This window comes from Pseudomonas sp. P1_F1_2 (assembly GCF_056405815.1).
This window is the reverse complement of record NZ_JBFUBK010000007.1, coordinates 59,452-74,684: the sequence shown is the minus strand read 5'-3', so window position 1 is coordinate 74,684 and position 15,233 is coordinate 59,452. Positions and strand designations below refer to the sequence as shown.

Genomic DNA, 15,233 nt, shown 5'->3' with positions numbered 1-15,233 from the left:
GCGTGCCGCCACTCAACACTATTGTTGAATACCGCACGTAATTAGGCCGCGGATTCTACCAGACCTTTGCAATCGCGCAAGCTGTCGCTTCTACCGACCGTCTGCTAGGCTCCCGACCCATTACGCGACCCCTACAGATGTATGTACCAAGCCCTTTTTTGTTAGTTGATCGAGATCCCCCCGCGTGCCCGATGCCATTTTGCGCCTCGCCCTGCCTTCGCCCCTGCGCCGTCTGTTCGATTACCGCGCCCCGGCCGGGGTCCTGCGCGCCCAGCTGCAACCGGGCATGCGCTTGCGGGTGCCGTTCGGTCGTCGGGAAATGATCGGGATACTGGTGGAAGTTACCGACACCAGCGAAGTGCCGGTGGAAAAACTCAAACCGGCCCTGGCCTTGCTGGACGCCACGCCACCGCTACCGGCGGCGCTGTTCAAACTGTGTTTATGGACGTCCCAGTATTACCAGCACAGCCTCGGCGACACCTTGAGCTGGGCGTTGCCGGTATTGTTGCGTCAGGGTGAATTGGCCGAGGCGCGCCAGGAACGCTTCTGGTCCGCGGCGACCGGCGCCAGCCTCGATGACCCTCGCATCGCCCGCGCCCCGCGCCAACGCGAAGCCTTGGCGACACTGGCCCAGCATCCCCACGGCGTCGCCCATCAGTTGTTGAGCAAACTGATGTTGAGCAAAGACAGTCTGGACTTGCTGCTGGCCAAGGATCTGGTGCAAGTGGAGATTCGCAAGCACGCCCCCGGCGCACGCCACGAACACTGGCTGGCGCAACCGGAATTGCCGCTCAACCCGGAACAGCGCGCAGCCTATGAAGCCATTCGCGCCGGCTTCGACAGTTATCACGCCTTTCTGCTCGCCGGTGTCACGGGCAGCGGCAAGACCGAAGTCTATTTGCAGCTGATCCGCGAAACCCTCGAAGCCGGTAAACAAGCGCTGGTGCTGATCCCGGAGATCAACCTCGGCCCGCAGACCCTGGCGCGCTTCGAGCAGCGCTTCAATGCACGCATCGCGTTGATTCACTCGGCGGTCAATGATCGCGAGCGGCTCGAAGCCTGGCTCGCCGCTCGGGACGGTGACGCCGACATTATTATCGGCACGCGCTCGGCGCTGTTCACGCCGATGAAAAACCCCGGCCTGATCATCATCGACGAAGAGCACGACGGCTCCTATAAACAGCAGGAAGGCTTGCGTTATCACGCCCGTGACCTGGCGTTGGTCCGCGCCCGGCAGGAAAACATCCCTATTGTCCTTGGATCCGCCACACCTTCACTGGAAAGCCTGCACAACGCCTACACCGGCCGTTACGGCCTCCTACGCCTGAACGAGCGGGCGGGTGGTGCCAAGCAGCCGCGTTTCCTGCGCCTGGATGTAAAAAGTCGCCCGCTGGATAGCGGCATTTCCGGGCCGATGCAGCAAGCCATCGGTCAGACACTGGCAGCCGGCCAGCAAGTATTGGTGTTCCTCAACCGTCGTGGCTTTGCGCCGACTTTGTTGTGTCACGACTGCGGCTGGATGTCTGAATGCCAGCGCTGCGATGCGCKGATGACCGTGCACCAGCGCTCCGGTGAGTTGCGCTGCCACCATTGCGGCTACGTCGAACGCGTGCCCCGGCGCTGCCCGAAATGCAGCAAAGTCGATTTGCGCCCCGTGGGTGCTGGCACCGAGCGCGCCGAGGAACGCCTGGCGATTCTGTTCCCGGACTACCCGGTGCTGAGGGTCGACCGCGACAGCACGTCGCGCAAAGACGCGATGAATCAGCTATTTGCCACCATCCAAAAGGGCCAGCCGTGCATTTTGGTCGGCACGCAAATGCTTGCCAAAGGGCATCACTTTCCACGGGTGACGCTGGTGTCGATTCTCGACGCCGACGGCGGGTTGTACTCCGGTGACTTCCGCGCCAGCGAACGCATGGCGCAGTTGATTGTTCAAGTGGCCGGGCGGGCCGGGCGGGCGGAAGAGCCGGGCAAAGTCATCATCCAGACGCACCTGGCAGACCACCCGCTGCTGGTGCAGTTGACGGAGCAGGGCTATTTCGCATTCGCCGAACAGGCCTTGAGCGAACGTCGCTCGGCGGGCCTGCCGCCCTTCGCACACCTGGCGCTGCTGCGGGCCGAAGCGCACAAGCCGGGGCAGGCCGAAAGTTTCCTGGATGAAGCATGCAGCGAGGCCGAACGTTTGGTGGACGAACAGAATCTTGGCGGAATCGAACTGCTGGGGCCGGTGCCTGCGCCGATGGAACGCCGCGCCGGACGTTATCGTGCACAGCTATTATTGCAGGCCACGGCGCGGGCGCCGCTGCATCGGTTGCTGGCCAGTTGGTTGCTGGTGCTGGAGCAGATGCCGAGCGGACGGGCGGTGCGCTGGTCGCTGGATGTCGATCCTGTCGATTTGTATTGACCTGAAGATCGTCGTTGAATGTGTAGGAGCAAGGCTTGCCCGCGATAGCGATCTCAAGGGCGCCATCGCAGGCAAGCCTTGCTCCTACAAACGAAGACATTTGTCACCACATATCCACATCCTGCCTGCTAAGGTTGGCAAGCCCGCCTTCGCAACGGATAATGCCCAGTTTTTCCACCAGCGCATCGAAGCGCCGCCGCGCTTGCGGTCGAAAGAGAAGACCATGAAAGACACCATTCGCCAGCTGATCCAACAAGCCATCACCCAACTCGTCAACGAAGGTGTGTTGCCTGAAGGCCTGTCGCCGGCGATCCAGGTGGAAAACTCCCGCGACAAGAAGAACGGCGACTTCGCCAGCAACATCGCCATGATGCTGGCCAAACTGGCCGGCATGAAGCCGCGCGACCTGGCCGAGAAAATCATCGCCGCGCTGCCGGCTGATGAAAACATCACCAAAACCGAAATCGCCGGCCCGGGCTTCCTGAACTTCTTCCAGAACACCCAGGCCCTGGCCTCGCGCCTGGATGCCGCGCTGGCCGACAGTCAGATTGGCGTGCGCAAGGCCGGCCCGGCACAGCGCACGGTCATCGACTTGTCGGCACCGAACCTCGCCAAGGAAATGCACGTCGGCCATTTGCGCTCGACCATCATCGGTGACGGTGTCGCGCGAGTCCTGGAATTCCTCGGCGACGAAGTGATCCGTCAGAACCACGTGGGCGACTGGGGCACTCAGTTCGGCATGTTGATGGCGTACCTCCAGGAAAACCCGATCACCAGCGACGAGCTGTCGGACCTGGAAAACTTCTACCGTGCCGCCAAGCAGCGCTTCGACGAATCCGAAGAGTTTGCTGATCGCGCCCGAGGCCTGGTGGTCAAGCTGCAGGCCGGCGACCCGGACTGCCTGGCGCTGTGGACCAAGTTCAAAGACATTTCCCTGTCGCACTGCCAGAAAATCTACGAACTGCTGAACGTCAAACTGACCATGGCCGACGTCATGGGCGAAAGTGCCTACAACGACGACCTGATCAACGTGGTCAACGACCTCAAGGCCGCCGGCATGCTGGTCGAAAGCAACGGCGCCCAGTGCGTGTTCCTCGACGAGTTCAAGAACGCCGACGGCGATCCGCTGCCAGTCATCATCGTGAAAGCGGACGGCGGCTACCTCTACGCCACCACCGACCTGGCGGCCGTGCGTTACCGCAGCGGTAAGCTCAAGGCTGATCGCGCACTGTACTTCGTCGACCAGCGCCAGGCCCTGCACTTCCAGCAAGTGTTCGCCGTGGCGCGCAAGGCCGGCTTCGTGACGCACCCGATGGAAATGGAACACATGGGCTTCGGCACCATGAACGGCCCGGACGGCCGGCCGTTCAAGACCCGCGACGGCGGCACCGTGAAGCTGATCGATCTGCTGGTCGAAGCGCAAGAGCGCGCCTATACGCTGGTGAAGGAAAAGAATCCTGACCTGGCTGAAGAGGAACTGCGCAATATCGCCAAAGTGGTGGGCATTGCAGCGGTCAAATACGCCGACCTGTCCAAGCACCGCACCAGCGACTACAGCTTCAACTTCGAGCTGATGCTGAACTTCGAAGGCAACACCGCGCCTTACTTGCTGTACGCCTACACCCGCGTTGCCGGCGTGTTCCGCAAGCTGGGCAAGGACTTCACCGAAGTCGAAGGCCAGATCGTGCTGGAAGCCGCGCACGAACACGAACTGGCCGCCAAACTGGCGCAGTTCGGCGAAGTACTGAACAACGTTTCCGACAAAGGGACGCCGCACATCCTGTGCACCTACCTGTACGATGTGGCCGGCCTGTTCTCCAGTTTCTACGAGAACTGCCCGATCCTGAGCGCCGACACCCCGGCGCAAATGCAAAGCCGTCTGCGCCTCGCCGCACTGACCGGTCGCACACTCAAGCAAGGCCTGGAACTCTTGGGTCTGGAAACTCTGGAGCGTATGTAAGTTGGCTGCCAAGAAAAAACCTGCACCCAAGCGTGGCGCCAGCCGATACCAAGCTCCAGCAAAGCAACCGATCCCGGGTTGGTTGTGGATGGCCATCGGCCTGACGGTCGGCGCGTTCATCGTTTTCCTGATGAAACTGGAACCGGGCAAGGGCAGCGACACGGTCAAGCGCGAGAAGGTGGAGCAGCAACAGAAAGCCACCAAGATCGCCGAGGCCAACAAGACCCCGCCGAGCCCGACGCAACCGGTGAAGCCGAAATACGACTTCTACACCTTGCTGCCGGAATCGGAAGTGATCGTACCGCCGGATGCCGTGCCGGAAAAAACCCTGCCGACGCCACAGGTGCCAGCCATTCCGACCACACCGGTGACACCGGCGGAAGCGGCGAAGATCGACACGGCACGCGCGCAGGCTGCCCTGGCCGGGATAACACCACCGCCACCGCCGCCCGTCACCAAAGCCGCGCCGGTGACCAAGTTCTTCCTGCAGGCGGGCTCGTTCCGCAAAGAGGCTGATGCGGACAAGGTTCGTGCGCAGATCATTCTGCTGGGCCAGGCCGTGGCGGTTGAGTCCGGCACGGTGAAGGATGAGACCTGGTATCGCGTTCTGGTCGGGCCGTTCAGCAACCGCGAACAACTGACCACCGCGCAGAAACAACTGGCCGGCGCAGGCTTTAGCAACCTGTTGTTACAACAACGCCAAAGCCGCTGATTTCCCGGCAGGATCTGTGCGTCATCGTTCATCGCGGGCAAGTCGAATCGTCGCACCGCCGCTCCCACAGGATATGCGCTATCCCTGTGGGAGCGGGCTTGCCCGCGAAAGCGTTCTGATAAACACCACACATCCCATCTGACTCAAACCACTCGTCCCCTCTCCCGCCCCGCAGTTGAAAAATGCGCCACCACCCCCATATGAGTTGGCATAAGGCATTTTCGCCCCGCTGCGTGGAGACTCTTCCCTTGACCACCATCGTTTCAGTTCGCCGCCACGGCAAAGTCGTCATGGGCGGCGACGGCCAGGTTTCTCTCGGCAATACCGTGATGAAAGGCAACGCGAAGAAAGTTCGCCGCCTGTACCACGGCCAGGTCATCGCCGGTTTCGCCGGTGCCACCGCTGACGCCTTCACCCTCTTCGAACGTTTCGAAGGCCAGCTTGAGAAACATCAAGGTCACCTGGTTCGCGCAGCCGTCGAGCTCGCCAAAGAATGGCGCACCGACCGCTCCCTGAGCCGTCTCGAAGCCATGCTCGCCGTTGCCAACAAAGACGCCTCCCTGATCATTACCGGCAATGGCGATGTCGTAGAACCCGAAGAAGGCTTGATCGCCATGGGTTCCGGCGGCGGCTACGCCCAGGCCGCGGCCAGCGCACTGCTCAAGAAGACCGATCTGTCGGCCCGGGAAATCGTCGAAACCGCCCTCGGCATCGCTGCCGATATCTGCGTATTCACCAATCACACCCAGACCATTGAGGAGCAGGACTGCGCCGAGTAAGCCCGTGTTGGCCATCGTGCCACGGCTCATTCTTGCTTGAGGTCCGCTAAATACTATGTCCATGACTCCCCGTGAAATCGTCCACGAACTCAATCGCCATATCATCGGCCAGGACGATGCCAAGCGCGCCGTCGCCATTGCGCTGCGCAACCGCTGGCGCCGGATGCAGCTGCCTGAAGAGCTGCGCGTTGAAGTCACCCCCAAGAACATCCTGATGATCGGCCCGACCGGTGTCGGCAAAACCGAGATCGCTCGTCGCCTGGCCAAACTCGCCAACGCGCCCTTCATCAAAGTTGAAGCGACCAAGTTCACCGAAGTCGGCTATGTCGGCCGCGATGTGGAATCGATCATTCGTGACCTGGCTGACGCAGCCATCAAACTGCTGCGCGAACAGGAAATGACCAAGGTGCGCCACCGCGCCGAAGACGCTGCCGAAGAGCGCATTCTCGACGCCCTGCTGCCACCGGCACGCATGGGTTTCAACAACGACGAAGCACCCTCGGCCGATTCCAACACCCGCCAGCTGTTCCGCAAGCGTCTGCGTGAAGGTCAGTTGGACGACAAGGAAATTGAAATCGAAGTCGCCGAAGTGTCCGGCGTCGACATCTCCGCGCCACCTGGCATGGAAGAAATGACCAACCAGCTGCAAAGCCTGTTCGCCAACATGGGCAAGGGCAAACGCAAGAGCCGCAAGCTCAAGGTCAAGGAAGCGCTGAAACTGGTGCGCGACGAAGAAGCCAGCCGCCTGGTCAACGATGAAGAGCTGAAAGCCAAGGCACTGGAAGCGGTCGAGCAGCACGGCATCGTGTTCATCGACGAAATCGACAAGGTGGCCAAGCGCGGCAATTCCGGCGGTGTCGATGTGTCCCGCGAAGGCGTACAGCGCGATTTGCTGCCGCTGATCGAAGGCTGCACCGTCAATACCAAGCTGGGCATGGTCAAGACCGACCACATCCTGTTCATTGCCTCCGGTGCGTTCCACCTGAGCAAGCCGAGCGACCTGGTGCCAGAGCTGCAAGGCCGCCTGCCGATTCGTGTCGAGCTCAAGGCGCTGACGCCTGAAGACTTCGAGCGCATTCTCAGCGAGCCGCATGCCTCGCTCACCGAGCAATATTGTGCGCTGCTGAAGACTGAAGGCCTGGGCATCGAGTTCCAGCCGAGCGGCATCAAGCGCATTGCCGAGATCGCCTGGCAGGTTAACGAGAAGACCGAGAACATCGGTGCCCGTCGCCTGCACACCTTGCTTGAGCGACTGCTTGAAGAGGTGTCGTTCAGCGCCGGTGATCTGGCCAGTGCCCATGACGACAAGGTGATCCTGATCGACGCCGACTACGTCAACAGCCACCTGGGTGAATTGGCGCAGAACGAAGACCTGTCCCGTTATATCCTGTAAGCCATGTGACCTCCTGTAGGAGCACAGCTTGCTGGCGATGGCGCACTTGAAATCGCCATCGCCGGCAAGCCGTGCTCCTACAGGGGGCTGACCACACGCCTACAGACGGATACCCGGTCATGATCCCCACCGACATCAAACTGCACAAAGCCTCGAAAACCCTGTCGCTGAAATACGCGTCGGGCGAGGAATACACCCTGCCCGCCGAATTTCTTCGCGTGCACTCTCCCTCCGCCGAGGTCCAGGGCCACGGCAAACCTGTCCTGCAATTTGGCAAGATCAACGTAGGCCTGAGCAAGGTAGAACCGGCCGGTCAGTACGCACTGAAATTGACCTTCGATGACGGCCACGACAGCGGCCTGTTCACCTGGGAATACCTCTATGAATTGGCGCGACGTTATGACGCACTTTGGGCGGATTATCTTGCCGAGCTCAAAGCGGCCGGAAAAACCCGCGACCCGAATGAATCCGTCGTCAAGCTGATGCTCTAAGTCAGGCCTCTTGCTCTTTAGAGGGCATTTTCTAATTTCATCTGTTTGAATGCTCCGCTTCTGGGTCAATGATTGGCCTGCTTGCGAAAAAAATTAAACTCGGGTAACCAATGGAGCTGGCAAGTTCCCTGCAGTGCTCTCTGAACTAAAAAGCAGCGATGCAGTATTAACGGTCACCCGAGCAGTAGTACCTGGCATTGGCTGTGTGACTACACCGCTGGTATCAGGTACTCGTCTCAGGACAATGGAGCGTCGTAGATGAGTAACAAAAATAACGATGACTTGAAGACTCAAGCCTCGGAAAACACCTTGGGGCTGAATCCTGTCATTGGGCTGCGTGGAAAAGATCTATTGGCTTCTGCTCGCATGGTGCTCAGGCAGGCCATCAAACAACCGATTCACAGTGCCAGGCATGTCGCCCATTTCGGCCTTGAACTGAAGAACGTGTTGTTCGGCAAATCCGAACTTCAACCGTCCACCGATGACCGTCGTTTTGCCGATCCGGCCTGGAGCCAAAACCCGCTCTACAAACGTTATTTGCAAACTTACCTGGCGTGGCGCAAGGAGCTCCACGACTGGATCGATGACAGTAATCTGCCACCCAAAGATGTCGCTCGCGGGCATTTCGTGATCAACCTCATGACCGAAGCCATGGCCCCGACCAATACGGCGGCCAACCCGGCGGCGGTCAAACGCTTCTTCGAAACCGGTGGCAAGAGCCTGCTCGACGGCCTCTCGCACCTGGCCAAGGACATGGTGAACAACGGCGGCATGCCGAGCCAGGTCAACATGGGCGCATTCGAAGTCGGCAAGACCCTAGGCGTGACCGAAGGCGCGGTGGTGTTCCGCAATGACGTGCTGGAACTGATCCAGTACAAGCCCACCACCGAGCAGGTGCACGAACGCCCATTGCTGGTGGTGCCACCCCAGATCAACAAGTTCTACGTGTTCGACTTGAGCCCGGAGAAGAGCCTGGCGCGCTACTGCCTGCGCAGCAATGTGCAGACCTTTATCGTCAGTTGGCGCAACCCGACCAAGGAACAGCGCGAGTGGGGTCTGTCGACCTACATCGAGGCGCTCAAGGAAGCGGTCGACGTAGTCAGCGCTATCACCGGCAGTAAAGACATCAACATGCTCGGCGCCTGCTCCGGAGGCATCACCTGCACCGCGTTGCTGGGCCATTACGCGGCAATCGGCGAGAAAAAGGTCAACGCCCTGACGCTGCTGGTCAGCGTGCTGGACACCACCCTGGACAGCGACGTCGCCCTGTTCGTCGACGAGCAAACCCTGGAATCCGCCAAGCGCCAGTCCTATCAGGCCGGGGTTCTGGAAGGCCGCGACATGGCGAAAGTCTTCGCCTGGATGCGCCCCAACGATTTGATCTGGAACTACTGGGTCAACAACTACCTGCTGGGCAACGAGCCGCCGGTGTTCGACATCCTGTTCTGGAACAACGACACCACACGATTGCCGGCCGCGTTCCACGGCGACCTGATCGAGATGTTCAAAAGTAATCCACTGATCCGCTCCAATGCACTGGAAGTGTGCGGTACGCCGATTGACCTCAAGCAAGTCACCGCCGACATCTATTGCCTGGCTGGCACCAGCGACCACATCACCCCGTGGAAGTCCTGCTACAAGTCAGCGCAACTGTTCGGTGGCAAGGTCGAGTTCGTGCTGTCGAGCAGCGGGCATATCCAGAGCATTCTGAACCCGCCGGGCAACCCGAAATCGCGCTACATGACCAGCACCGAAATGCCGGTCAAGGCCGAAGACTGGCAAGAAAACTCCACCAAACACACCGATTCCTGGTGGCTGCACTGGCAGGCATGGCAAGCCGAACGTTCGGGCAAGCTGAAAAAATCCCCGACGATTCTGGGCAACAAAACCTATGTCGCGGCGGAAGCGGCACCGGGCACTTATGTGCATGAGCGGTAACTGACACACCTCGCGCCCCTGTAGGAGCCGAGCTTGCTCGCGAAGGCGGCAGCACAGTCAATATTGCTGAGCCTGCCCCACCGCTATCGTGAGCAAGCTCAACGCCTACAGAGGATCGGGGATGAATTAACCCACAGGGCTTGAAGCATGCCGCAACCGTTCATCTTTCGTACCGTCGACCTGGATGGCCAGACCCTCCGCACGGCAGTACGCCCCGGCAAGCCTCACTTGACGCCCTTGCTGATTTTCAACGGCATCGGCGCCAACCTGGAGCTGGTGTTTCCGTTCGTCGCGGCACTGGACCCGGACCTGGAAGTCATTGCTTTCGACGTACCCGGTGTCGGCGGTTCATCCACGCCGAACCGGCCTTATCGTTTCCCGGGCCTGGCGAAACTCACGGCACGGATGCTCGACTATCTTGACTACGGACAAGTCAACGTCATCGGTGTGTCCTGGGGTGGCGCCCTCGCCCAGCAGTTCGCGTATGACTACCCCGAGCGCTGCAAGAAACTCGTGTTGGCGGCCACGGCGGCCGGCGCGGTGATGGTGCCGGGCAAACCGAAAGTACTGTGGATGATGGCCAGCCCACGGCGCTACATCCAGCCGTCTCATGTCATCCGCATTGCTCCGATGATCTATGGCGGCTCGTTCCGTCGCGATCCCACCCTGGCGGCCAGCCACGCGGCGAAAGTCCGTTCGGCAGGCAAGCTCGGGTATTACTGGCAGCTGTTTGCCGGTCTTGGCTGGACCAGCATTCACTGGCTGCACAAGATCAACCAGCCGACCCTGGTATTGGCCGGCGACGACGACCCACTGATCCCGTTGATCAACATGCGCATGCTCGCCTGGCGTATTCCCAACGCCCAGTTGCACATCATCGATGACGGGCATTTGTTCCTGATTACCCGCGCCGAGGCGGTGGCACCGATCATCATGAAATTCCTCGAAGAGGAACGTCAGCGCGCCGTCATGCACCCACATCCGTCGCCATTGAGCGGTTAATTCGGGAATTTGTTTACCCAAACAGGCAGGCAGGACGCCACGCCGCGCAACAACCCACAACAGCGACTATGGTGATCTGGTTCTGTTTGTTTGTTTTTGGCTTGAAGACGAAGGAGTGTTGAGACATGCGCGAAAAACCAGCGAGAGACGCTTTGCCCACTCCCGCCGCGTTCATCAACGCACAGAGTGCGATTACCGGCCTGCGCGGCCGGGATCTGATTTCGACCCTGCGCAGTGTCGCGGCCCATGGCTTGCGCAACCCGGTGCACAGCGCCCGCCACGCCTTGAAGCTGGGCGGCCAGCTAGGTCGCGTATTGCTGGGTGAAACCTTGCACCCGACCAACCCGCAGGACAGTCGTTTCAACGACCCTGCGTGGAGCCTCAACCCTTTTTACCGACGCAGCCTGCAGGCCTACCTGAGCTGGCAGAAACAGGTGAAAAGCTGGATCGACGACAGCGCGATGTCGCCTGACGATCGTGCCCGCGCGCACTTTGCGTTTGCCTTGCTCAATGACGCGGTGTCGCCAACCAACACGTTGCTCAATCCATTGGCGATCAAGGAGATCTTCAATTCCGGCGGCAACAGCCTGGTGCGTGGTATCAGCCATCTGGTCGACGACCTCTTGCACAATGACGGCCTGCCTCGGCAAGTCACCAAGCAAGCGTTCGAAGTGGGCAAAACCGTGGCCACCACGACTGGCGCCGTGGTGTTTCGCAACGAGCTGCTGGAACTGATCCAGTACAAGCCGATGAGTGAAAAACAGTATTCCAAACCACTGCTGGTGGTGCCGCCGCAGATCAACAAGTACTACATTTTCGACCTCAGCCCGCATAACAGTTTCGTCCAGTACGCCCTGAAGAATGGCTTGCAAACCTTCATGATCAGTTGGCGCAATCCGGATGTGCGTCATCGCGAATGGGGGCTGTCGACGTACGTTGAAGCCGTGGAAGAAGCGATGAATGTCTGCCGGGCGATCACCGGCGCCCGCGAGGTGAACCTGATGGGTGCCTGCGCCGGCGGGCTGACCATCGCCGCGCTGCAAGGTCACTTGCAGGCCAAGCGACAGCTGCGGCGAGTGTCCAGCGCGACCTATCTGGTGAGCTTGCTCGACAGTCAAATGGACTCCCCGGCAACGCTGTTTGCCGACGAACAGACCCTTGAGGCGGCCAAGCGAAAGTCGTATCAAAAAGGCGTGCTGGAAGGTCGCGACATGGCGAAGGTGTTCGCCTGGATGCGTCCCAATGACTTGATCTGGAGCTACTTCGTCAATAACTACCTGCTCGGCAAAGAACCGCCAGCGTTCGACATCCTCTACTGGAACAACGACAACACTCGGCTGCCGGCAGCCTTTCATGGTGATCTGCTGGACTTCTTCAAGCACAACCCGCTGAGTCATCCGGGCGGCCTTGAAGTGTGCGGCACCCCCATCGATTTGCAGAAAGTCACCGTCGACAGCTTCAGCGTCGCGGGCATCAACGACCACATCACGCCGTGGGATGCGGTGTATCGCTCGACCCTGCTGCTGGGTGGCGAACGACGCTTCGTCTTGTCCAACAGCGGTCACGTACAGAGCATTCTCAACCCGCCAAGCAATCCGAAAGCCAACTACGTCGAGAGCGCAAAACTGAGCAGCGATCCGCGGGCCTGGTACTACGACGCCAAGCAAGTCGACGGCAGTTGGTGGTCGCAGTGGCTGGAGTGGATTCAGCAACGTTCCGGGGCACAAAAAGAAACTCACATGCCCCTCGGCAATCAGAACTACCCCCCGCAGGAGGCAGCACCCGGTACCTACGTGCGTGTGCGCTGACGTTCAACCCACCACGGCCGACGCCGGCCGTGGCCTGACTCGACCATTAAGAAGACTGGATGAAAACCCGCGACCGGATTCTCGAATGTGCCTTGCAGTTGTTCAATCACAAAGGCGAACCGAACGTCTCCACCATGGAAGTTGCCAACGAGATGGGCATCAGCCCCGGCAATCTCTACTACCACTTTCACGGCAAGGAACCGCTGATTCTCGGGTTGTTCGAGCGTTTCCAGACCGAGCTGGCGCCGCTGCTCGACCCACCCGCCGATGTGGAACTGGGACCAGACGATTACTGGCTGTTCCTGCACTTGATCGTCGAACGGCTGGCGCACTACCGGTTTCTGTTCCAGGACCYGTCGAATCTCGCCGGGCGCCTGCCGAAACTGGCCAAGGGCATACGCAATTTGCTCAATGCGCTGAAGCGCACACTGGCTTCATTGCTGGCGCGGTTGAAGGCTCAAGGGCAGTTGGTCAGTGACACCCAGGCGTTAGGGCAGTTGGTGGAACAGATCACCATGACGCTGCTGTTCTCGCTGGATTACCAACGGATTCTGGAGGGTGAAGGTGAAGTGCGGCTGGTGGTGTACCAGATCATGATGCTGGTGGCGCCGCACTTGCTGCCGCCGATCAAGGTCGCGACGGAGCAGATGGCCCTGCAATATCTCGAAGTCCACGACTAACCTTGTAGGAGCCGAGCTTGCTCGCGATGGCGTCGTGTCAGTCGATATTAAATTGGGCTGACACACCGCCATCGCGAGCAAGCTCGGCTCCTACCAAGGGCTGCGTCGCTCATTGAACCGTGCACAAACAAAAACGCCCGACCTTGGCAGGCCGGGCGTTTTTTTGAGCCCCGGGTTATCAGGACTGACTGGTTGGCGTCGATGGAGCTGGCGCGACAGTCGGGGTAACAGCTGGGGTTGGCGCAGTCGCGGAGTTCGATGCGCTGACCGGTGCTGTCGGGGTTGCCGGTTTGGCAGCCGCAACGGCTGGTTTTGCAACGGCTTTCGGTGCGGCCGGTTTTTTCACTGCCGGCTTCTTCGCTGCAGCAGGTTTTGCTGCCGGTTTGGCGGCTGCGGTTTTGACAGCCGGTTTAGCCGCTGGCTTAGCGGCCGCTTTGGCGGCGACCGGCTTGGCCGCTGGCTTGGCTGCTGCAGGTTTGGCGGCGGCAGTCTTGGCAGCTGGCTTGGCCGCTGCTTTCGCGGCTGGTTTGGCAGCCGGTTTAGCGGCAGCTTTGGCCAGTGGCTTGGCAGCCGATTTAGCAGCCGGTTTGGCCGCCGCGGTTTTCGCCGCAACAGGCGCAACCTTGGCACCGGTGAGTTTTTCGATTTGCTTGGTCAGGGTGTCGACCTTGCTGTGCAGTGCTTTGACTTCGTTGCGGCTCGGGACACCGAGGCGCGAAATGGCGCTGTTCAGACGCTTGTCGAAAGCCCCTTCCAGTTCATCCCACTTGCCCAGCGCACGATCTTTCACGCCGCTGATGCGCGACTTGGCCGACGAAGCAGAATCCTTGGCGGCGTCGACTTTCTTGCCAACAGCGCTCTTGGTGAGCTTCTCGGCTTTCTCGCCGTCTTTGACCAATGTATCGAAGAGCTTGCTGCCGTCAGTGTCAATCTTCGAGTACACGCCTAAACCAGCCAGCCAGATTTTGCGGGAGTAGTCTTCGACTTTCCCGATCCACGAGCTGCCTTCTTTTTCGGTGTTCTTTTTAACAGCCATCCCGTTCTCCTTAAGATTTACGCGCGACGTTTTCGAGCAATGCCGTCAGCTCATCGAGCTTAGCAGAGAGTGTCTCAACGTCATGTTTAGACGGAATGCCGATACGATTCAAGGCACTTGCGACACGCGAGTCAAAAGCCTTCTCGACCTTGTCGAGTTGAACTTCGACCTTGCCTTTGAAAGTGCTCACTTCACTCTTGGCTTCATCGATCTCGGCATTAGCGGCTTCAAGTTTCTCAGCCACTACTTTTTTGCCTTTCTTTTCAACAGTTTGACCAGCCTTGATCAACTCTTGAAAGTAATCGCTGCCCTCTTGGCCGACCTTGGCGTAGGCACCCAGGCCTGCCAGCCAGATCTTGCGGGCATAGGATTTGACGTCGCCCAGAGCAGTGGTCGATGCGTCGATTTTTTTCTTCAGAATAACTTTGGCCATGGTGCACCTCACGCGCAGAAGGTTTGAGGAACTGCCCGGATAAGTGTCGGGCTCAGGCACAAAGTAGGGAGAAAAATTAGAAACGGCACCCTAACAACTGACATAAACCAGTGGTGCCACACACCTCGACCTGTAGGAGCCGAGCTTGCTCGCGATAGCCCCTCATCATTCAAAATGGATGTGGACTGACACACCGCCATCGCGAGCAAGCTCGGCTCCTACAGGGACTGCCTTCAAAAATCGATGCAGGTCACACCAACGCTTTATCCAGCGCCTTCTCGATTTCCGATTTAATCATRCCGCTCATGGCCGACATCATCAGGCCCAGCTCGACATCGACGCGGATCGAATCTTCGCTGACATGCACCGCGCCTTTCACGCCGGAGCGCTTGAGGTTCAAGGTGTCACCCGACCACTGCGGCTCCAGGCCATATTGATCGGACAATTTCTGCGCCAGCTTGTCGGCCTTCTCGCGAGCCGCTTCCTTACCCAGGCCGTGGGCGCGTTCAACACTAATACGGGCCATCAAATGACTCCTGCTTTATGAATGCTTGGTCGGTAAATCCTGACCGCGGGTGCGGCAAAACGTCCCGAGGG

13 protein-coding genes are annotated in these 15,233 nt (G+C 59.6%); 10 read left to right on the top strand and 3 right to left on the bottom strand.

All coding sequences use genetic code 11. The features are described 5' to 3' along the window. Positions 1 to 184: 184 nt before the first annotated feature. From AC1D2P_RS03555 to AC1D2P_RS03510, 10 genes are all read left to right on the top strand, one after another. Complete coding sequence (locus tag AC1D2P_RS03555) at positions 185 to 2,404, top strand: primosomal protein N' (RefSeq protein ID WP_477811311.1); 2,220 nt, start codon at positions 185 to 187, stop codon at positions 2,402 to 2,404. Positions 2,405 to 2,627: 223 nt separating this feature from the next. Then, positions 2,628 to 4,364, top strand: a complete 1,737-nt coding sequence (gene argS / locus AC1D2P_RS03550; RefSeq protein WP_109785369.1) for an arginine--tRNA ligase — start codon at positions 2,628 to 2,630, stop codon at positions 4,362 to 4,364. Between the two features lies 1 nt (position 4,365). Further along, a complete protein-coding gene (locus AC1D2P_RS03545) occupies positions 4,366 to 5,076 on the top strand; it encodes an SPOR domain-containing protein (protein ID WP_109785368.1) in 711 nt (236 codons plus the stop codon). A 248-nt stretch (positions 5,077 to 5,324) separates the two neighbouring features. After that, positions 5,325 to 5,855, top strand: coding sequence for an ATP-dependent protease subunit HslV (hslV, locus tag AC1D2P_RS03540; RefSeq protein ID WP_046031180.1), 531 nt, complete (start codon positions 5,325 to 5,327; stop codon positions 5,853 to 5,855). A 55-nt stretch (positions 5,856 to 5,910) separates the two neighbouring features. Next, positions 5,911 to 7,248 (top strand): HslU--HslV peptidase ATPase subunit, encoded by a 1,338-nt coding sequence (hslU, locus tag AC1D2P_RS03535; RefSeq protein WP_046031181.1) that lies wholly within the window; start codon positions 5,911 to 5,913, stop codon positions 7,246 to 7,248. A gap of 119 nt (positions 7,249 to 7,367) precedes the next feature. Next, positions 7,368 to 7,739 (top strand): gamma-butyrobetaine hydroxylase family protein, encoded by a 372-nt coding sequence (locus AC1D2P_RS03530; protein ID WP_046031182.1) that lies wholly within the window; start codon positions 7,368 to 7,370, stop codon positions 7,737 to 7,739. 258 nt (positions 7,740 to 7,997) lie between these two features. Continuing rightward, positions 7,998 to 9,677 (top strand): class II poly(R)-hydroxyalkanoic acid synthase, encoded by a 1,680-nt coding sequence (gene phaC / locus AC1D2P_RS03525; RefSeq protein WP_109785367.1) that lies wholly within the window; start codon positions 7,998 to 8,000, stop codon positions 9,675 to 9,677. 147 nt (positions 9,678 to 9,824) lie between these two features. Next, a complete protein-coding gene (phaZ, locus tag AC1D2P_RS03520) occupies positions 9,825 to 10,679 on the top strand; it encodes a poly(3-hydroxyalkanoate) depolymerase (protein WP_046031184.1) in 855 nt (284 codons plus the stop codon). Positions 10,680 to 10,804: 125 nt separating this feature from the next. After that, the gene (phaC, locus tag AC1D2P_RS03515; RefSeq protein WP_046031185.1) at positions 10,805 to 12,487 is read left to right on the top strand and encodes a class II poly(R)-hydroxyalkanoic acid synthase; all 1,683 of its coding nucleotides are present in this window, start codon (positions 10,805 to 10,807) and stop codon (positions 12,485 to 12,487) included. A gap of 59 nt (positions 12,488 to 12,546) precedes the next feature. Then, on the top strand, positions 12,547 to 13,167 hold the full coding sequence (locus AC1D2P_RS03510; protein WP_477811310.1) for a TetR/AcrR family transcriptional regulator: 621 nt from the start codon (positions 12,547 to 12,549) through the stop codon (positions 13,165 to 13,167). Between the two features lie 178 nt (positions 13,168 to 13,345). Here the strand turns inward: AC1D2P_RS03510 and AC1D2P_RS03505 are convergent, their stop codons facing one another. From AC1D2P_RS03505 to AC1D2P_RS03495, 3 genes are all read right to left on the bottom strand, one after another. Next, a complete protein-coding gene (locus AC1D2P_RS03505) occupies positions 13,346 to 14,203 on the bottom strand; it encodes a phasin family protein (RefSeq protein ID WP_223525460.1) in 858 nt (285 codons plus the stop codon). 10 nt (positions 14,204 to 14,213) lie between these two features. Then, positions 14,214 to 14,636, bottom strand: a complete 423-nt coding sequence (locus AC1D2P_RS03500; protein ID WP_046031188.1) for a phasin family protein — start codon at positions 14,634 to 14,636, stop codon at positions 14,214 to 14,216. Positions 14,637 to 14,886: 250 nt separating this feature from the next. Next, a complete protein-coding gene (locus tag AC1D2P_RS03495; protein ID WP_027922116.1) occupies positions 14,887 to 15,162 on the bottom strand; it encodes a polyhydroxyalkanoic acid system family protein in 276 nt (91 codons plus the stop codon). Positions 15,163 to 15,233 lie beyond the last annotated feature (71 nt).